The organism is Pseudomonas sp. GW704-F2, from assembly GCF_059423025.1.
This window is the reverse complement of the sequence record NZ_JBWKXO010000002.1, coordinates 92,620-111,975: the sequence shown is the minus strand read 5'-3', so window position 1 is coordinate 111,975 and position 19,356 is coordinate 92,620. Positions and strand designations below refer to the sequence as shown.

Here is a 19,356-nt window from a genome sequence, read left to right as displayed (position 1 = left end):
AAAACAGAACGGAGGGCGTCCGTGTGTTAGATTGTCGGAACACTACCGCATTTCTACGGTCATATGGCCGCGATTGTGGGGGTTGGTGCGTAGAAAGTCGGCCAATTTAGCACATTGGCGCCTTGCCCAAAATCCCTGTCGTTGTTAGAGTTTGCCGCACTTTTTTACCCACGCGTTGCCTAGGGTCCTTTCCCCATGTTCAAGAAACTGCGTGGCATGTTTTCCAGCGATCTTTCCATTGACCTGGGCACTGCCAACACCCTTATTTACGTGCGCGAGCGCGGTATCGTCCTGAATGAGCCATCGGTTGTGGCTATTCGGACCCATGGTAATCAGAAAAGTGTCGTTGCCGTCGGCACCGAGGCCAAGCGCATGCTCGGCCGAACACCAGGCAATATCGCGGCCATTCGTCCGATGAAAGACGGCGTGATCGCCGACTTCAGTGTCTGCGAGAAGATGTTGCAGTACTTCATCAACAAGGTTCACGAAAACAGTTTTCTGCAGCCCAGCCCTCGTGTGCTGATCTGCGTACCGTGCAAGTCCACCCAGGTGGAGCGTCGTGCCATCCGTGAATCGGCCCTTGGTGCCGGTGCCCGTGAAGTGTTCCTGATCGAAGAGCCGATGGCTGCTGCGATCGGTGCCGGCCTGCCGGTTGAAGAAGCGCGCGGTTCGATGGTGGTGGATATCGGTGGTGGTACCACTGAAATCGCCCTGATTTCCCTGAACGGTGTGGTGTATGCCGAATCCGTCCGTGTGGGCGGCGACCGCTTCGACGAAGCGATCATCACTTATGTGCGTCGCAACTACGGCAGCCTGATCGGCGAATCCACTGCCGAGCGTATCAAGCAGGAAATCGGCACCGCTTATCCGGGTGGCGAAGTGCGCGAAGTCGATGTGCGCGGTCGCAACCTGGCCGAAGGCGTGCCACGTGCCTTCACCCTGAACTCCAATGAAGTGCTCGAGGCTCTGCAAGAGTCCCTGGCCACCATCGTTCAGGCGGTGAAGAGCGCGCTGGAGCAATCGCCGCCGGAGCTGGCTTCCGATATCGCCGAGCGTGGCCTGGTACTGACCGGTGGTGGCGCCTTGCTGCGCGACCTCGATAAGTTGCTGGCCCAGGAAACCGGCCTGCCGGTGATCGTCGCCGAAGACCCGCTGACCTGCGTCGCCCGTGGCGGTGGCCGTGCACTGGAAATGATGGATAAACACACCATGGACCTGCTCTCCAGCGAATAAGTGATTGCTGGTAAGCCCATGTTTCGCCCGCAGGCAGCACTTTGCAGTGCTGCCTGTTGGCGTTTATCTTCTTCAATCTGCATCCAGGCCGGTTAGATGCCGTATGAATAGAGAGAACATTTGCCTGGGAGGAGCGGCCTATTAAACCGCTTTTCGCCAAAGGCCCCTCATTGGGCGTGCGCTTATTGGTGCTGGTCGTGCTTTCGGTCGCGCTGATGGTGGTCGATGCTCGCTTTGCACTGCTCAAGCCTGTGCGTAGCCAGATGTCGCTGGTGTTGATGCAGACTTACTGGATCACCGACCTGCCGCAACGTCTCTACCAGGGCGTGGCCAGCCAATTCGGCAGCCGCACCGAGCTGGTCGCCGAGAACGAAAAACTCAAGACTGAAAACCTGCTGCTGCAGGGGCGCATGCAAAAGCTGGCGGCCCTCACCGAGCAGAACGTTCGGCTGCGCGAGTTGCTCAACTCCTCCGCTCTGGTCAACGAGAAGGTCGAAGTCGCCGAGTTGATCGGCATGGACCCCAACCCCTTTACCCATCGCATCATCATCAACAAGGGTGAGCGCGACGGTGTGGTTCTTGGCCAGCCGGTACTCGATGCCCGTGGCCTGATGGGGCAGGTGGTCGAGTTGATGCCCTACACATCGCGGGTATTGCTGCTGACGGACACTACCCACAGCATTCCGGTGCAGGTCAACCGCAACGGCCTGCGCGCGATTGCCAGCGGTACGGGTAACCCGGAGCGGCTGGAACTGCGTCATGTGGCCGACACCGCGGATATCAAGGAAGGCGACCTGCTGGTCAGTTCCGGCCTGGGTCAGCGCTTCCCGGCGGGTTATCCGGTGGCGACGGTCAAGGAAGTGATCCACGACTCCGGCCAGCCTTTCGCGATTGTCCGCGCCGTGCCGACGGCCGCGCTGAACCGCAGCCGCTACCTGTTGCTGGTCTTCAGCGACAACCGCACCCCGGAAGAGCGCGCCAACGACGCCGCTCAGGCCCAGGAAGCGGAAGACAAACGCAACGGCACCGCGCCGATCATCCCGGCGACCGTACCCAAACCCGCGCCAGCCACACCGCCTGCAACAGCGCCGGCGGTGACTGCGCCCGTGGCCACGCCAGCCAAGCCGGCCGCTCACAGCGCTCGCCCGGTGAAACCGGCGGCGACCAAACCGCCGGCCGCCGCGCCTGCGCCCGCGACGCCCGCCGCCCGGGCAACCACGCGGCAGAGGGAGGAATAATGGCCGGTACTCATTCTCACAATGGCTGGATCGTCTGGCTGACCTTTGCTCTCGGCTTGCTGCTCAGTGTTTCGCCGCTGCCGCAGTTCATGGAAATCCTGCGTCCGCTCTGGCTGGCCCTGCTGCTGGCATTCTGGTCGCTGAACCTGCCGCACCAAGTGGGCATGGTCACGGCAATGTTTCTGGGCTTGGCGGAAGATGTGCTCTATGGCACCTTGCTGGGGCAGAACGCGTTGATCCTGACCTTGATCACCTTCCTGGTGCTCTCATTGCAGCAGCGCCTGCGCATGTTCCCGATGTGGCAACAGTGCCTGGTGATCCTGGTGATCTTCGGCCTGGCGCAGTTGGTGCAGCTGTGGCTCAGTGCCTTGACCGGCAACCGACAGCCGACCTTGGCACTGGTGTTGCCGGCCCTGGTCAGCGCGTTGCTGTGGCCGTGGGTCAGTTTCGGTCTGCGCGGGTTATGTCGTCGCTATAAAATCAATTGAATGGATTGCGAGGCTCTGCCTGGTTATCGAACCCCACAGGGAGAGTCTGCAATGAATTCGCTTTATCTGGCCTCGGGCTCCCCAAGGCGGCGTGAACTGCTGACCCAGATCGGTGTGCCGTTCACCGTGGTCAGCGCCGCGATTGATGAAACGCCTCTTACTAACGAATCTCCTGTTTCCTACGTCGAGCGTCTGGCGCGCGCCAAGGCCGCGGCGGGTTTCGCTGCCCTCGGGGAAATCTCCGGGGCCTGTGTGCTGGGCGCCGACACGGCGGTGATCGTCGACGGCCAGATCCTTGGCAAACCGCTGGATCAGGCCGACGGCCTGGCCATGTTGCTGGCGCTGGCAGGGCGTGAACATGAAGTGCTGACGGCAGTTGCTCTCACGGACGGTCAGCGCTGTGACACCCGATGTGTAAGCAGTCGCGTACTTTTTCGTGGGATTTCTGTCGAGGAGGCTACAAGCTACTGGCACAGTGGCGAACCTCAGGACAAGGCCGGGGGTTATGCTATCCAGGGGCTGGGCTCGGTGTTCGTGGCCGGGCTCAATGGCAGTTATTCCGCCGTGGTCGGCTTGCCGGTGTGCGAAACCGCGCAGTTGCTTGGCCAATTCGGCATACCCTGTTGGCAAAACCTTACCGCGCGCTGAACGCCGTACACCAGCGCCCAGCCTTAAGCGATCGGCCACTATTGTGAAAACGCCTGAACGAGACCCAGCCATGAGTGAAGAGATTCTGATCAATATCACGCCGATGGAATCGCGCGTGGCGGTGGTAGAGAACGGTGTTCTGCAGGAAGTTCACGTCGAGCGCACCCAGAAGCGCGGGATCGTCGGCAACATCTATAAAGGCAAGGTCGTGCGCGTATTGCCCGGCATGCAGGCCGCCTTCGTCGATATCGGCCTGGACCGCGCCGCGTTTATCCATGCCTCGGAAATTTCCCTGCGTGAAGGCCCGGCGGTGGAAAGCATCAGCGCCCTGGTGCATGAAGGGCAGAGCCTGGTGGTGCAAGTCACCAAGGACCCCATTGGCTCCAAAGGTGCGCGGCTGACCACGCAACTGTCGATTCCTTCGCGCTACCTGGTGTACATGCCGCGCACTGCCCATGTCGGCATTTCCCTGAAGATTGAAGACGAAGCCGAGCGCGAGCGTCTGAAAAAAGTGGTCAGCGACTGCGTTGCCGCCGAGGGCATCAAGGAAGCGGGTGGGTTTATCCTGCGCACCGCCGCCGAAGGCGCCGGTGCCGATGAAATCCTCATGGATATCCGCTATCTGCGGCGCCTGTGGGACCAGATCGGCGCACAGATCAAGACCGTCGGCGCCCCCAGCGTGATCTATGAAGACCTGGGCCTGGCCCTGCGCACCTTGCGTGATTTGGTCAGCCCCAAGATCGAGAAAATTCGCATCGACTCGCGGGAAACCTTCCAGCGCACCACGCAATTTGTTGCCGAACTGATGCCGGAAATTGCTGACCGCCTGGAGCATTACCCTGGCGAGCGGCCGATCTTTGACCTGTATGGCGTCGAAGACGAAATCCAGAAAGCCCTCGAACGCAAAGTGCCGCTCAAGTCCGGTGGCTACCTGGTGGTGGACCCGGCCGAAGCCATGACCACCATCGACGTCAACACCGGTGCGTTCGTGGGGCACCGCAACCTTGAAGAGACCATCTTCAAGACCAACCTCGAAGCGGCCACTGCGATTGCCCGCCAATTGCGCCTGCGCAACCTGGGCGGGATCATCATCATCGACTTCATCGACATGGAAGATGAAGAACACCAGCGTCAGGTGCTGCGCACCCTCGAGAAGCAGCTGGAACGTGATCACGCCAAGACCAACATCATCGGCATCACCGAGCTGGGCCTGGTGCAGATGACCCGCAAGCGCACCCGCGAAAGTCTCGAGCAAGTGCTGTGCGAGCCGTGCAGCAGTTGCCAGGGGCGCGGTAAATTGAAGACCCCTGAAACGGTTTGCTACGAGATTTTCCGGGAAATCCTACGAGAGGCACGAGCCTACCAGGCTGAAGGTTATAGAGTGCTTGCCAACCAGAAAGTGGTCGACCGCTTGCTGGATGAAGAGTCCGGTAACGTGGCTGAACTGGAAGGGTTTATCGGGCGCACCATTCGTTTTCAGGTCGAAACCATGTACTCCCAGGAACAATACGACGTGGTGCTGCTCTGATTTTCATTCATTGGCTTTCCCTGAACCCGACAGACCTGGATCTGCGGTCCGACTACTGCCTGAGGGTCGCTTGACATGGAGCGTCTGACACGCTTTTTTGCCGCTTTGACCCGCTGGGGCCTGGGCCTGTGCGCCCTGCTGCTGGTATTGGCGGCGCTGTACGTGAGCCTGGGGCGTGAATTGACCCCGCTGGTCGCCGAATACCGCGCAGAAATCGAAGCCAAGGCCCAGGCCGCGGTGGATATGCCGCTGCAGATCGGTCGCCTTGAAGGCCGCTGGAGCGGTTTCGCCCCTGTGTTGCTGGCCCATGACGTGATGGTGGGCGAGGGCAGCAATGCCTTGCGCCTGGACCAGGTGCAGGTGGTGCCGGACATCTGGGCCAGCCTGATGGCGCGCGACGTGCGTATTGCCCACCTGGAAGTCAGCGGCCTGCAACTGAGCGCCAGGGAAGACAAGGATGGCCACTGGGCGCTGCAAGGCCTGCCGGTGCAGGACGACCAGCCGCTGGACCCGGAACAGTTGCTCAAGCGCATGCAGAGTGTCCAGCGCGTGTCGTTGCTGGATAGCCAGGTCACGTTGCAGCCGTTCGACCAGGCGCCGCTGACCTTCACGTATGTGGGCCTGAGCTTGCAAACGGGCGCGACCCGCCAACGCCTGGACGCCCGCCTGACCCTGCCGGATGGCCAACCCCTGGCCCTGAGCCTGCGCACGCAGATCCGCGCCAGTGCCTGGAAAGACGCTGAGGTCCAGGCCTACCTGAGCCTGCCCCAGAGCGATTGGGCCAAATGGGTTCCGGCCAGGTTGACCCGGCAGTGGAAACTCACGCAGTTCAAGGCTGGCGGTGAATTCTGGCTGACCTGGGCCAAAGGCACCGTGCAAAGCGCGGTGGTGCGCCTCAACTCACCGCAAGTGAAGGGCAGCTATGCTGACCGCAAGCCGGTCCACATTGAAAACCTCGCCCTGACCGCCTACCTGCAACGCAGTGAGAGCGGCCTCAAGGTGCTGTTCGATTCGTTGGCGATGAACATCGGCGATAGCCGTTGGGAATCGCGGCTGCAATTGCAGCAACGCCTGGCCACCGAAAAGGCGCAGGAAGTCTGGAACCTGCAGGCCGATCGCCTCGACCTGACCCCGATCACCCCGTTGCTCAATGCCTTGGCGCCGTTGCCGGAAGGCTTCGCCAAGACGATCGAACACCTCAAGGCCACCGGTCTGCTGCGCAATGTGCTGGTGGATTTTCGTCCGCAGGACACGACCGATCAGAAAGTCAGCTTTGCCGCCAACCTCGAGCGGGTGGGCTTCGACGCCTACTTCGGCGCTCCTGCCGCACGTAACGTTTCCGGCAGCATCAGCGGCGACCTGGGGCAGGGCGAGCTGCGCATGGACAGCAAGGACTTTTCCCTGCACCTCGACCCGATCTTCGCCAAGCCCTGGCAGTACATCCAGGCCAATGCGCGCCTGACCTGGAAGCTCGATCAGCAAGGTTTCACCCTGATCGCGCCGTATATCAAGGTGCTGGGCGAGGAAGGCAAGGTCGCCGCCGACTTCCTGATTCGCCTGCATTTCGACAATAGCCAGGAAGACTACATGGACCTGCGGGTCGGCATGGTCGATGGCGATGGACGTTTCACGCCTAAATACCTGCCGGCGGTGCTGAGCCCGGCGCTGGATGAATGGTTGCGTACCGCGATTCTCAAAGGCGCGGTCGATGAAGGCTTCTTCCAGTACCAAGGCTCGCTGAATCATGGTGCGTTGCCGGCTTCGCGCAATATCAGCCTGTTTTTCAAGGTGCATGACGCTGAGTTGGCGTTCCAGCCGGGTTGGCCCCATGTGAGCAAGGTCAACGGCGAAGTGTTTGTCGAGGAGAGCGGTGTCCGCATCCTGGCCAGCAAGGGCCAACTGCTCGATACCGGCGTCAAGGACATCTACGTCAATATCCCCCACGCGCCCGCGGGCAAGGACAGCCACTTGCTGCTCACCGGTGAGTTTGCCGGTGGCCTGGGTGATGGCGTGAAAATCCTCCAGGAAGCGCCGATAGGCACCGCTTCGACCTTTGCCGGTTGGAAAGGCGAGGGCGATCTACAGGGCAAGCTGGACCTGGATATCCCGCTGGCCAAGGGCACCGAACCGAAGATCGTGGTGGATTTCCAGACCGACAAGGCGCGCCTGCAATTGGCTGAGCCGCCTCTGGACCTGAGCCAGCTCAAGGGGGATTTCCGCTTCGACAGCGCCAAGGGCCTGAGTGGGCAGAACATCACGGCGCAAGCCTTCGATCGGCCGATCACCGCGCAGATCTTCGCGGATGGCAAGCCGGGCAGTATCAGCACCCGCGTTACCGCCAAAGGCCAGGTCACGGTCAAGCGTCTGACGGACTGGTTGAAAATCAGCCAGCCGCTGCCGGTGTCCGGTGATATTCCGTACCAGTTGCAGCTCAATCTGGACGGTGCCGACAGCCAGTTGAGGGTCAGCTCCAACCTCAAAGGCGTGGCAGTGGACCTGCCGGCGCCGTTCGGCATGGCGGCCAGCCAGGGTCGTGACAGCGTGTTCCGCATGACCTTGCAGGGCGCCGAGCGCCGCTACTGGTTCGATTACGGCGACCTGGCGAACTTCACCTTTGCTGCGCCGCCGGATAAATTCAGCGACGGCCGCGGCGAGTTGTTTCTCGGCGATGGCGATGCGCTGCTGCCCGGTGGCAAGGGCCTGCGCATTCGCGGTGTGCTGTCGGAACTGGATATCGATCCGTGGAAGAAACTCATCGATCACTACGCGGGCAACGACCCGGGAGGCAGCGCGAAACAGCTGTTGAGCGGCGCCGACTTCAAGGTGGGCAAGTTGACTGGTTTTGGGCAGCAGTTCGACCAGGTCAACCTCCAGCTTGACCGTAAACCCTCGGCATGGGGCCTGCAGTTCGACAGCCAGCAGGCCAAGGGCACGGTCAACCTGTCGGACGCCAAGGGCGCACCCATCGCGGTCAACCTGCAGTACGTGAAACTGCCGGCGGTGGACCCGACGGTACAGGCGGATGAAAATGCGCCGGACCCATTGGCCGACATCGATCCCAAGGATATTCCAGCGCTGGACATCAGCATTGATCAACTGTTCCAGGGGCCGGACCTGATCGGCGCGTGGTCGCTGAAGATCCGGCCGACCGCCAAAGGCCTGGCCTTCAACAACCTGGACCTGGGCCTCAAGGGCATGCTGCTCAAGGGCGCTGGTGGTTGGGAAGGCGCGCCGGGCGACAGTAGCAGTTGGTACAAAGGGCGCCTGGATGGCAAGAACATCGCCGATGTCCTCAAGGGCTGGGGCTTTGCGCCTACCGTGACCAGTGAAGATTTCCACCTGGACGTGGACGGTCGTTGGCCGGGCTCCCCCGCCTGGGTCGGGCCCAAGCGTTTTTCCGGCAGCCTGGATGCAACATTCCGCAAAGGCCAGTTCGTTGAAGTGGAAGGTGGCGCCCAGGCGCTGCGGGTGTTCGGCCTGCTTAACTTCAATTCCATCGGCCGTCGGTTGCGCCTGGACTTCTCCGACCTGCTCGGCAAAGGCTTGAGTTATGACCGGGTCAAAGGCTTGCTCGCGGCCAGCAACGGGGTGTTTGTGACCCGCGAGCCGATCACCCTGACGGGGCCGTCGAGCAACCTGGAGCTTAATGGCACCCTGGACCTGGTGGCTGATCGCGTGGATGCCAAGCTGCTGGTGACATTGCCGGTGACCAACAACCTGCCGATCGCCGCGCTGATTGTTGGCGCGCCGGCCATTGGCGGCGCGCTGTTCCTGATCGACAAGCTGATCGGCGACCGGGTTTCGCGGTTTGCCAGCGTGCAGTACAAAGTCGAAGGGCCATGGAAAGACCCGAAAATCAGCTTCGACAAGCCATTTGAAAAACCAAACTGAGAGCCTGTGGAGTAGCATGGCTGCATGCCATTTATGGAGTGTCGGCCCATGTCCTTTGCGGTAATTCAAATGGTCAGCCAGAGCGATGTGCTGGCCAACCTGGCCCAGGCCCGGCGCCTGCTGGAGCAAGCGGCGGCAAAGGGTGCGCGGCTGGCGGTGCTGCCGGAAAACTTCGCCGCCATGGGCCGCCGCGATGTGGCCGACATCGGCCGCGCCGAGGCGTTGGGTGAAGGACCGATCCTGCCATGGTTGAAACAGACCGCCCGCGACCTCACCTTATGGATAGTGGCTGGCACTTTGCCGCTGCCGCCCAAGGATCAACCGAACGCCAAGGCCAACGCCTGCTCGTTGCTGATCGATGAGCATGGCGAGATCGTCGCCCGCTACGACAAGCTGCATTTGTTCGATGTCGACGTGGCGGACGCGCGCGGTCGCTATCGTGAGTCCGATGACTATGCTTTCGGGAGCAACGTTGTGGTGGCGGATACGCCGGTCGGCCGCTTGGGCCTGACGGTGTGTTACGACCTGCGCTTCCCGGAGTTGTACAGCGAGTTGCGCGCGGCGGGGGCTGAACTGATTACCGCGCCCTCGGCCTTCACCGCGGTCACCGGTGCCGCCCATTGGGATGTGCTGATTCGCGCGCGGGCCATCGAGACCCAGTGCTATCTGCTGGCGGCCGCCCAGGGCGGGGTGCATCCGGGGCCACGGGAGACTTATGGCCACGCGGCGATTGTCGACCCCTGGGGGCGCGTACTGACGCAACAGGATCAAGGCGAAGCGGTGTTGCTGGCCGAACGCGACAGCAGTGAACAGGCGTCGATACGGGCGCGCATGCCGGTGGTCAACCACCGGCGCTTTTTCTCGCAGGGCGCGCAGCGGCCTGCTTCAGAACGATGAATTTAAGGCCAAACCTATGAGCGAGTTGTTGTCCTCAGTCAGCGAACACCTCCTGGCACCCGGTGGCGTGACCATCGAAAGCCTGCAAACCGTGCTGGGCGATCTGGCCGGGCCGGGCATCGACGCGGCCGACCTGTATTTCCAGGGGCAGATTTCCGAGTCGTGGGCTTTGGAAGACGGGATCGTCAAGGAAGGCAGTTTCAACCTCGACCAGGGTGTCGGCGTGCGCGCGCAATCCGGTGAGAAAACCGGTTTCGCCTACAGCAACGCGATTACCCTGGAAGCCTTGGGTCTGGCCGCCCGGGCTGCCCGTTCGATTTCCCGCGCCGGCCAGAACGGTACGGTGCAGGCATTCAGCACCCAGGACGTGGCCCAGTTGTACGCGCCGGATAACCCCCTGGAAGTGATCAGCCGCGCAGAAAAAGTCGATCTGCTCAAGCGTATCGATGCCGCGACCCGCGCCCTCGACCCGCGTATCCAGCAAGTCACGGTGAGCATGGCCGGGGTGTGGGAACGCATCCTGGTGGCTTCCACCGACGGCGGCCTGGCGGCGGATGTGCGGCCGCTGGTGCGTTTCAACGTCAGCGTGATCGTCGAACAGAACGGCCGCCGCGAGCGCGGTGGGCACGGCGGAGGCGGGCGTACCGACTACCGTTATTTCCTCGCCGAGGACCGCGCCATGGGTTATGCCCGTGAAGCGCTGCGCCAGGCGCTGGTCAACCTGGAAGCCATCCCCGCACCGGCCGGCACCTTGCCGGTGGTGTTGGGTTCGGGCTGGTCCGGCGTACTGCTCCACGAAGCCGTGGGCCATGGCCTGGAAGGCGACTTCAACCGCAAGGGCAGTTCGGCCTACAGCGGGCGCATGGGCGAGATGGTCGCCTCCAAGCTGTGTACCATTGTCGATGACGGCACCCTGGCCGGTCGCCGTGGCTCGTTGAACATCGATGACGAAGGCACGCCGACCGAATGCACCACGCTGATCGAAAACGGCGTGCTCAAGGGTTACATGCAAGACAAGCTCAACGCCCGCCTGATGGGCGTGGCGCGTACCGGTAACGGCCGTCGCGAATCCTACGCGCACCTGCCGATGCCGCGCATGACCAACACTTACATGCTCGCTGGCGAAAGTGACCCGGCGGAAATCATCGCCTCGGTCAAACGCGGGATCTACTGCGCCAACCTCGGCGGCGGCCAGGTGGACATCACCAGCGGCAAGTTCGTGTTCTCCACCAGCGAGGCGTACCTGATCGAAGACGGCAAGATTACCGTGCCGGTCAAAGGCGCGACGTTGATTGGCAACGGGCCGGAAGCGATGAGCAAGGTGTCGATGGTCGGTAACGACCTGGCGCTGGACAGCGGCGTGGGTACGTGCGGCAAGGATGGGCAGTCGGTGCCGGTGGGCGTGGGTCAGCCAACCTTGAAAATTGATGCGATCACCGTGGGTGGCACGGGGTCGTAAGAGCGGGAGCTTCGGGTGGCGAAGACCGCCACCCGGGGAAGAGGATCAACGCAGGCCGCGTTGAGTCTCGTCCAGCTCACGGATGTACTTGAAGATTTTACGGCTGGTGGCCGGCGCCTTGTTTTGCGCCAGTTCGTGCTGGGCCTGACGGATCAGGGAGCGCAGTTGCTGGCGGTCCGCGTCCGGGTAGTCCAGTACGAATTTCTCCAGCACCGCGTCATCGCCCGAGATCAGGCGGTCACGCCAACGTTCCAGGTTGTGGAAGCGTTCGTTGTACTGGCGAGTGGAGGCATCGAGTTGATCGAGCAGGGTCAGAATCGCGTCAGTGTCCTGATCGCGCATCAGCTTGCCGATGAACATGATGTGCCGTTTACGCGCGATATTCGCGGTGTGCTTGGGTGCATCCGCCAGAGCCCGGCGCATTTCGTCGGTCAGAGGCAGTTTTGCAATCAAGTCCGGCTTGAGCGTTGTAAGGCGCTCGCCGAGGTCAACCAGAGCATGCAGCTCGCGTTTGACCTGGGTTTTGCTTTTCTCCCCATCGAGGGAGTCGTCGTAAGAATCAACCATGGTGGCAGTCCGCAAAGAAACGCCGCCATGATAACCAGTCGGGGGCCGCTTGTCCGGCCCGGTCGCTCGATGGCCTTAACCGAAAGCAGAATTTGAGTGGAGAAAACCATGAGTGCAGCCCAAAGCGTCGGTCCGCAAGCGTTACCGGCACTGCAGGAACAAGTCGAGCAGATCCTTGCCGAGGCCAAGCGCCAGGGGGCCAGTGCCTGCGAGGTGGCTGTGTCCCTGGAGCAGGGGCTGTCGACGTCGGTACGTCAGCGGGAAGTCGAAACCGTCGAATTCAACCGCGACCAGGGGTTTGGTATCACCTTGTACGTCGGCCAGCGCAAAGGCTCGGCCAGCACCTCGGCGAGTGGGCCGGAAGCGATTCGCGAGACGGTGGCCGCCGCATTGGCGATTGCCAAGCACACGTCCGAGGATGAAAGCTCGGGCCTGGCCGACAAGGCGTTGATGGCCAAGGATCTGCAGGATTTCGACCTGTTCCATGCCTGGGACATCACCCCGGAACAAGCCATCGAACAAGCGCTGACCTGCGAAGCGGCGGCGTTCGATGCCGACCCGCGGATCAAGAATGCCGACGGCACCACCTTGAGCACCCACCAGGGCTGCCGCGTGTACGGCAACAGCCATGGTTTTATCGGCGGTTATGCGTCGACGCGTCACAGCCTGAGTTGCGTGATGATCGCCGAAGCCAACGGCCAGATGCAGCGCGATTACTGGTACGACGTGAACCGTCAGGGCGAGTTGCTGGCCGATCCGGTCAGCATTGGCCGGCGTGCCGCGCAACGTGCCGCGAGCCGCCTGGGCGCGCGCCCGGTGCCGACCTGTGAAGTGCCGGTGCTGTTTTCGGCGGAGCTGGCCGGCGGTCTGTTCGGCAGTTTCCTGGGGGCGATTTCCGGCGGCAACCTGTACCGCAAATCGTCGTTCCTCGAAGGTGCGATTGGCCAGAAGCTGTTTCCGCAGTGGCTGACCATCGACGAGCGTCCACACCTGATGCGGGCCATGGGCAGTTCGTCGTTCGACGGCGATGGCCTGGCGACCTATGCTAAGCCGTTCGTCGAAAACGGTGAGTTGGTCTCCTACGTGCTGGGCACGTATGCCGGGCGCAAACTGGGCCTGCCGAGCACCGCGAACGCTGGTGGCGTGCATAACCTGTTCGTGACCCACGGCGAGGAAGACCAGGCGGCGCTGTTGCGACGCATGGGGCGTGGCCTGCTGGTGACTGAATTGATGGGCCAGGGCTTGAACATGGTCACCGGTGATTATTCCCGTGGCGCGGCGGGTTTCTGGGTAGAAAACGGTGAGATTCAGTTTGCTGTCCAGGAAGTGACCATCGCCGGCAATATGCGCGACATGTTCAAGCAGATCGTTGCCGTGGGTAACGACCTGGAGCTGCGCAGCAATATCCGTACAGGTTCGGTCCTGATCGAGCGGATGACGGTCGCCGGTAGTTAATCCTTCCGACGCTTCACCAAAAGGCGCGCCATCTGCAGGATGGCGCGCCTTTTTTTGTGGCTGCATTCCAGGTTGATTGGCTTGTCACTCTTGTGTTGATTATCAATATCATTTAATAATAAATATCATTATCGAATGAGTGCGGATCATGAATGCTGTCCTGCATGAGGACCCCTACCTGGAAAGCTGGCGTTGGATGAGTCGTCAGATTCGCTGCTGCCTCGATCCCAATGAACCGCGCCTGATCGAACATTACCTCAATGAAGGTCGATACCTCGCCTGTTGCACCGCGACTCATTCGTGGACGATCGCTGAAACGGCTTTCCGCCTGCTGATCGACACCGCCACGGACATTGCCTTGCCGTGGCATTGGCGATCCCAGTGCCTGGACCAGGCCTGGCGCCCGCTGCACGACCTGGAAACACTCTCCCATTGTGCCTGCCGCCTCAAGCGCTGGCAGGCCTTTGCCTGGCAATTGGCGACGTGCGAATTGCTGCCTTCGATTTCCGTTTCTGACTGGGTGCAAGGATCTTCCGATGAGTAATAACCGTATCGAACGCGACAGTATGGGTGAACTGCAAGTCCCTGCCGAGGCCTTGTACGGCGCGCAAACCCAGCGCGCGGTGAACAACTTTCCGATCAGCCACCAGCGCATGCCGGCGCCGTTCATTCGTGCGCTGATCCTGGCCAAAGTGGCAGCGGCCAAGGTCAACGTCGATCTCAAGCAGATCAGCGAAGGGCAGGGCAAGGCCATTGTCGATGCTGCCCTGGGCTTGCTGGACGGTGACTTCATGCCGCACTTTCCGGTGGATATCTTTCAGACCGGTTCCGGCACCAGTTCCAATATGAACGCCAACGAAGTGATCGCGACCCTGGCCAGCCGTTTGCTCGGTGAGGCGGTCAACCCCAACGATCACGTGAACTGCGGCCAAAGCAGCAACGACATCATCCCGACCACCATCCACGTCAGTGCGGCGTTGGTGCTGCATGAGCAAACGCTGCCTGCGTTGCTGCATCTGGTGCAGGTCATCGAACGGAAGGCCGAAGAGGTCCACCCCTTCATCAAGACCGGTCGCACGCACCTGATGGACGCCATGCCCGTGCGTATGAGCCAGGTGCTCAATGGCTGGGCGCAGCAGCTCAAGGCCAATATTGCGCACCTGCAGGACCTGTTGCCCAGCCTGCAAGCCCTGGCGCAGGGCGGCACGGCTGTCGGTACCGGGATCAACGCGCATCCGGAGTTTGCGCTGCGTTTCAGCCAGCAGCTGAGCAGCCTGACCGGCGTGCAATTCACACCGGGCAAGAACCTCTTCGCGTTGATCGGCTCCCAGGACACCGCCGTCGCCGTCTCCGGCCAGTTGAAAGCGATCGCTGTGTCATTGATGAAAATCGCCAACGACTTGCGCTGGATGAATTCCGGGCCCCTGGCTGGTTTGGGCGAAATCGAACTGGAAGGGTTACAGCCCGGTTCTTCGATCATGCCGGGCAAGGTCAACCCAGTGATTCCGGAAGCGACCGCCATGGTCGCCGCACAAGTTATCGGCAATGACACGGTGATCACCATTGCCGGGCAATCCGGCAACTTCGAGCTGAACGTGATGCTGCCGATCATCGCCCAGAACCTACTCGGCAGCCTCGAACTGCTGGCCAATTCCAGTCGCCTGCTGGCGGACAAGGCCATTGCCAGCTTCAAGGTCAACGAGGCCAAGCTCAAGGAAGCGTTGTCGCGCAACCCGATCCTGGTGACCGCACTCAACCCGATCATTGGTTACCAAAAGGCCGCTGAAATCGCCAAGCAAGCCTATCAGCAAGGTCGCCCGGTGATTGATGTCGCCCTCGAGCACACCGACTTGCCGCGCAGCCAACTGGAAGTCCTGCTGGACCCGGAAAAGCTCACCGCCGGCGGCGTGTAATCACCGACCCTGCTTTGGAGGCTGACCATGGAGCATTGGAAACGCACGATCGAACGGGCCAATCGCTGCTTTATGCAGGGCGAGTTGGTCGACGCTCGCGAAGCCTATTTACAAGCCCTGGCCCTGGCTCAAGTGTTGTTCGAGCGCTGGGCGAACGCCGACGAAGCAGTGGCGGCTTGCGTCATTTCCCATCACAACCTGGCGGACCTGCACCTGCGCCTGAACCAGCCGGAAGAAAGCGCGGAATACCTCTGTGCCATCCACCAACAGCTGTTACAGGCGCTGCAGGACCAGCGCCTCAGCCCGCAACTGCGCGACGCGGCGTTGCGCCAGAGCAGCAAGACCTACGTCGAACTGTTGAATTTCATCAGCGATCACGGCGAATACCCCCGTACCCATCGCTTGCTGGGCGGTACTGCGGCGCAACCGACCCCTCCTCAATACGGAGCACACTGATATGCCCTACACCTTGCCTGCCTTGCCTTACGCCTACGATGCCCTGGAACCGCATATCGATGCGCAAACCATGCAAATTCACTACACCAAGCACCACCAGACTTACATCAACAACCTCAATGCCGCCGTGGAGGGCACCGAGTTTGCGGGCTGGCCGGTAGAGAAGCTGGTGTCGAGCGTCCAGCAACTGCCCGAGCAACTGCGCACCGCGGTGATCAATCAGGGCGGTGGGCATGCCAACCACTCGTTGTTCTGGGCGGTGATGTCACCCAAAGGCGGCGGCAAACCCGATGGCGCGCTGGGCCAGGCGATTGATGAGCAACTGGGCGGTTTCGACAGCTTCAAGGAGGCCTTCACCAAGGCCGCGTTGACCCGCTTCGGCAGCGGCTGGGCCTGGTTGAGCGTGACCCCGCAGAAGACCCTGGTGGTGGAGAGCAGCGGCAATCAGGACAGCCCGCTGATGAGCGGCAACACACCGATCCTCGGCCTGGATGTGTGGGAACACGCCTACTACCTGCTGTACCAGAACCGGCGTCCTGAATACATCAATGCCTTCTACAGTGTCATCAACTGGCCGGAAGTCGCCGCCCGCTACCAGGCCGCCCTGGCCTGATATCACGCCGTATAACACGACCTAAGGCCGACCATGGGTACTGAAACACTGGCGATCAGCAGCGTGCGAATGTTTCGTTACGCATTTGGCTCGCTGCTGCTATTGGCAGGTATTGCATTGCTGGTGGCTCAAGGATTCGCCTGGCTGGACCTGGAGCCGCGCATCCTGCGGGCCCTGCAAGGTGGGGCGATCTGTGCGCTCGGCACCGCGTTGGGCGCCGTACCGGTGTTGGTTATCCGGCGCATGCCGGCAGCAGTGAGCGATACCTTGCTGGGCTTTGGTGCCGGCGTGATGCTCGCGGCCACGGCGTTTTCGTTGGTCGTGCCGGGCATCGCCGCCGCTGAGGGCCTGGGGTTCAGCCCGTGGGGCGCGAGTGGCTTGATCAGCATTGGCATCATGCTGGGAGCGTTCGGCTTGTACCTGGTCGATCGCAAGGTCTCCGGGGCCAGCCCGGAAATGCTGGTCGGTACGCCGGAGCATCCGGTGATCCCGCCACGTATCTGGCTGTTCGTGTTTGCCATCATCGCGCACAACATCCCGGAGGGTATGGCGGTTGGCGTCTCGGCGGGCGGCGGCATGCCGGATGCCGACAGCCTGGCCATGGGCATCGCTTTGCAGGATGTGCCCGAAGGCCTGGTGATTGCGTTGGTGCTGGCCGGGGCAGGGATGTCGCGGTTCAAGGCGTTCCTGATCGGTGCGGCTTCGGGCTTGGTCGAGCCGATATTCGCAGTGCTTTGTGCCTGGTTGGTGAGTCTGGCGCAGGTGCTGTTACCGTTAGGCTTGGCGTTGGCTGCTGGCGCGATGCTGCTGGTGGTCACTCACGAGGTGATCCCCGAATCGCGGCGCAATGGCCATGAAAAGCTCGCCAGCCTGGGACTGTGCATCGGGTTTTGCTTGATGATGGTGATGGATACTGCATTGGGCTGAAGCTGTTGCGGCTTCAGCCTCTGTCTCGTCGGGTGGGTTTATTCACCCTCATCAAAGAAGTTATTGATCAGCTTGGTCAAGGCGTCCATCGCTTCCTGCTCTTGCTCGCCTTCGGTCTTCAAATGAATCTTGGTGCCCTTGCCGGCGGCGAGCATCATCATCGCCATGATGCTCTTGCCGTCGACCATGGTTTCCGGAGTGCGTCCAGCGCGAACCTGGCAGGGGAACTGCCCGGCAATGCCGACGAACTTGGCTGAGGCGCGGGCGTGCAGGCCCAGCTTGTTGATGATTTCAATTTCCAGAACGGGCATCGCGGGGGTGTTCCTTTCAGCTAAGGTCGCGGTGGCGAACCTGGACGTTCTTGAGGGTTTGTTGCAGCATCTGGCCCAGGCGTTCGGTCAGGTAGACGGAACGGTGGTGGCCGCCGGTGCAGCCGATGGCAATGGTGACATAGGCCCGGTTGCTGGCGGCAAAGCGCGGTAGCCATTTGAGCAGGTAGCTGGAGATGTCCTGGAACATCTCCTCGACATCCGGTTGCGCGGCCAGGTAGTCCGCCACCGGCTGATCCAGCCCCGACTGGTCCCGCAACTCCGGCTTCCAGTAAGGATTGGGCAGGCAGCGCACATCGAATACCAGATCGGCGTCCACCGGCATGCCGCGCTTGAAGCCAAACGACTCGACCAGAAAGGCCGTGCCGGGCTCGGGCTGGTTCAGCAGGCGGAGCTTGATGGCATCGCGCAGTTGGTACAGGTTGAGGCTGGTGGTGTTGATCTTGAGGTCGGCGAGGTCAATGATCGGCCCCAACAGCTTGGTCTCGTCCTCGATGGCTTCGGCCAGCGAACGATGCGGGCTGCTGAGGGGGTGACGTCGACGGGTCTCGGAGAAGCGTTTGAGCAGGGTTTCTTCGTCTGCGTCCAGGTACAGCACATCACAGTGAATGTGCTTGGCGCGCACTTCCTCAAGCAGTGCCGGGAACCGCGAGAGGTGGCTGGGCAGGTTGCGGGCGTCGATCGACACGGCGACCAGCGGCTGTGCCAGTTCGGTGTGGATCAGCGCGCGCTCCGCCAACTCCGGCAGCAGGCCGGCGGGCAGGTTGTCGATGCAATAGAAGCCGTTGTCCTCAAGAACATTGAGGGCGGTGCTTTTACCTGAGCCGGAGCGGCCACTGACGATGATCAAACGCATGATTACTGCTCGTCTTGTTCAGCCAGGACAACCTGATACAACGCCTCATTGCTGCTGGCACTGCGCAGTTTGTCGCGTACTTCCTTGCGGTCAAGCATGCTGGCGATCTGCCGGAGCAGTTCCAGGTGTGCATCGGTGGCGGCTTGCGGGACCAGCAACACGAACAGCAGGTCGACCGGGGCACCGTCGATGGCGTCGAAATCGATGGGAGCGTCCAGGTGCAGCAGGGCGCTGACAGGTGTCTCGCAGCCTTTGAGGCGGCAGTGAGGAATGGCGATGCCGTTACCAAAACCGGTCGAGCCGAGTTTTTCACGGGCAATCAGAGCCTCGTAGACATCTTGCATCTCCAGCTCAGGCACTTGTTTGCTGATCAGGTTGGCAATCTGTTCGAGGGCTTTCTTCTTGCTGCCCCCCGGCGCGTTCACAAGGGAACGGCCGGGAGTCAGGATGGTTTCAAGTCGGATCATGGGTGGGGAGTGTTAGCGGCCGGTGCCCTGTAGGAGGCTCTGCTGCTTTTCCTTATGCTTTTTGATTTGGCGATCCAGCTTGTCGGTCAGGTCGTCAATGGCGGCATACATATCAGAATGCTCAGCATTGGCGACGACTTCTCCGCCGGGTATACGCAAGGTGGCTTCGATTTTCTGCTTCAGCTTTTCGACAGTCATAATGACTTGCACGTTGGTGATCTTGTCGAAATGCCCCTCAATTCGTTTGAGTTTTTCGCCGATATAGGTGCGCAGCGCGTCGGTCACTTCCAGTTGGTGTCCACTGATATTGACTTGCATACAGCTTCTCCTTCGTTGCCAGTGCATAAAGCGGCAGGCAGAGATGCCTGCCACTGGAACGCTGTGGCCTGCC

19 protein-coding genes are annotated in these 19,356 nt (G+C 61.4%); 14 read left to right on the top strand and 5 right to left on the bottom strand.

Features of this window, described 5'->3' with window-relative positions:
• Nucleotides 1-195 precede the first annotated feature (195 nt).
• The 8 genes from mreB (at nucleotide 196) to tldD (ending at nucleotide 11,382) form a co-directional block, all read left to right on the top strand.
• Nucleotides 196-1,233: a rod shape-determining protein MreB gene (mreB, locus tag AC07W0_RS02315; RefSeq protein WP_002555108.1), complete on the top strand. Its 1,038-nt coding sequence runs from the start codon at nucleotides 196-198 to the stop codon at nucleotides 1,231-1,233.
• Nucleotides 1,234-1,373: 140 nt separating this feature from the next.
• The gene (mreC, locus tag AC07W0_RS02310; RefSeq protein ID WP_079442865.1) at nucleotides 1,374-2,471 is read left to right on the top strand and encodes a rod shape-determining protein MreC; all 1,098 of its coding nucleotides are present in this window, start codon (nucleotides 1,374-1,376) and stop codon (nucleotides 2,469-2,471) included.
• A complete protein-coding gene (gene mreD / locus AC07W0_RS02305) occupies nucleotides 2,471-2,959 on the top strand; it encodes a rod shape-determining protein MreD (RefSeq protein WP_026139904.1) in 489 nt (162 codons plus the stop codon). Before mreC ends, mreD begins: the two co-directional genes overlap by 1 nt.
• Nucleotides 2,960-3,010: 51 nt before the next feature.
• The gene (locus tag AC07W0_RS02300) at nucleotides 3,011-3,607 is read left to right on the top strand and encodes a Maf family protein (protein WP_017845996.1); all 597 of its coding nucleotides are present in this window, start codon (nucleotides 3,011-3,013) and stop codon (nucleotides 3,605-3,607) included.
• Nucleotides 3,608-3,677: 70 nt separating this feature from the next.
• Entirely contained in the window at nucleotides 3,678-5,135 is a 1,458-nt protein-coding gene (gene rng, locus AC07W0_RS02295; RefSeq protein WP_010567681.1) for a ribonuclease G, read from the top strand.
• A 75-nt stretch (nucleotides 5,136-5,210) separates the two neighbouring features.
• Nucleotides 5,211-9,026 (top strand): YhdP family protein, encoded by a 3,816-nt coding sequence (locus AC07W0_RS02290; protein ID WP_102617134.1) that lies wholly within the window; start codon nucleotides 5,211-5,213, stop codon nucleotides 9,024-9,026.
• A gap of 48 nt (nucleotides 9,027-9,074) precedes the next feature.
• Complete coding sequence (locus AC07W0_RS02285) at nucleotides 9,075-9,923, top strand: carbon-nitrogen hydrolase family protein (RefSeq protein ID WP_017845994.1); 849 nt, start codon at nucleotides 9,075-9,077, stop codon at nucleotides 9,921-9,923.
• A gap of 16 nt (nucleotides 9,924-9,939) precedes the next feature.
• Nucleotides 9,940-11,382 carry a metalloprotease TldD gene (gene tldD, locus AC07W0_RS02280; protein ID WP_046384681.1) on the top strand — a complete coding sequence of 481 codons (1,443 nt, stop codon included), beginning with the start codon at nucleotides 9,940-9,942 and terminating at the stop codon, nucleotides 11,380-11,382.
• Between the two features lie 45 nt (nucleotides 11,383-11,427).
• Here tldD and yjgA read toward each other — a convergent pair whose 3' ends face one another.
• A complete protein-coding gene (gene yjgA, locus AC07W0_RS02275) occupies nucleotides 11,428-11,949 on the bottom strand; it encodes a ribosome biogenesis factor YjgA (RefSeq protein WP_010567685.1) in 522 nt (173 codons plus the stop codon).
• A 108-nt stretch (nucleotides 11,950-12,057) separates the two neighbouring features.
• On the opposite strand from yjgA, the gene pmbA reads away from it, so the two are divergent.
• From pmbA to AC07W0_RS02245, 6 genes are all read left to right on the top strand, one after another.
• Nucleotides 12,058-13,404, top strand: coding sequence for a metalloprotease PmbA (pmbA, locus tag AC07W0_RS02270; protein ID WP_017845992.1), 1,347 nt, complete (start codon nucleotides 12,058-12,060; stop codon nucleotides 13,402-13,404).
• 148 nt (nucleotides 13,405-13,552) lie between these two features.
• Entirely contained in the window at nucleotides 13,553-13,948 is a 396-nt protein-coding gene (locus tag AC07W0_RS02265) for a FagA protein (RefSeq protein ID WP_102617133.1), read from the top strand.
• Entirely contained in the window at nucleotides 13,941-15,317 is a 1,377-nt protein-coding gene (locus AC07W0_RS02260) for a class II fumarate hydratase (protein WP_017845990.1), read from the top strand. The genes AC07W0_RS02265 and AC07W0_RS02260 overlap by 8 nt, the downstream gene beginning before the upstream one ends.
• Before the next feature lie 27 nt (nucleotides 15,318-15,344).
• Nucleotides 15,345-15,773 (top strand): DUF2753 family protein, encoded by a 429-nt coding sequence (locus AC07W0_RS02255; RefSeq protein ID WP_102617132.1) that lies wholly within the window; start codon nucleotides 15,345-15,347, stop codon nucleotides 15,771-15,773.
• A gap of 1 nt (nucleotide 15,774) precedes the next feature.
• Entirely contained in the window at nucleotides 15,775-16,386 is a 612-nt protein-coding gene (locus AC07W0_RS02250) for a superoxide dismutase (protein ID WP_102617131.1), read from the top strand.
• A gap of 33 nt (nucleotides 16,387-16,419) precedes the next feature.
• Nucleotides 16,420-17,313: a ZIP family metal transporter gene (locus tag AC07W0_RS02245; protein WP_017845987.1), complete on the top strand. Its 894-nt coding sequence runs from the start codon at nucleotides 16,420-16,422 to the stop codon at nucleotides 17,311-17,313.
• Between the two features lie 38 nt (nucleotides 17,314-17,351).
• On the opposite strand, the gene AC07W0_RS02240 is transcribed toward AC07W0_RS02245, so the two are convergent.
• From AC07W0_RS02240 to hpf, 4 genes are read right to left on the bottom strand one after another with little or no spacing between them, the layout of a single operon-like run.
• Nucleotides 17,352-17,624, bottom strand: a complete 273-nt coding sequence (locus AC07W0_RS02240; protein WP_017845986.1) for an HPr family phosphocarrier protein — start codon at nucleotides 17,622-17,624, stop codon at nucleotides 17,352-17,354.
• A 16-nt stretch (nucleotides 17,625-17,640) separates the two neighbouring features.
• Complete coding sequence (gene rapZ, locus AC07W0_RS02235; RefSeq protein WP_017845985.1) at nucleotides 17,641-18,498, bottom strand: RNase adapter RapZ; 858 nt, start codon at nucleotides 18,496-18,498, stop codon at nucleotides 17,641-17,643.
• 2 nt (nucleotides 18,499-18,500) lie between these two features.
• Entirely contained in the window at nucleotides 18,501-18,965 is a 465-nt protein-coding gene (gene ptsN / locus AC07W0_RS02230; RefSeq protein WP_026139903.1) for a PTS IIA-like nitrogen regulatory protein PtsN, read from the bottom strand.
• Between the two features lie 12 nt (nucleotides 18,966-18,977).
• Nucleotides 18,978-19,283: a ribosome hibernation-promoting factor, HPF/YfiA family gene (hpf, locus tag AC07W0_RS02225; RefSeq protein ID WP_017845983.1), complete on the bottom strand. Its 306-nt coding sequence runs from the start codon at nucleotides 19,281-19,283 to the stop codon at nucleotides 18,978-18,980.
• Between the last annotated feature and the right edge of the window lie 73 nt (nucleotides 19,284-19,356).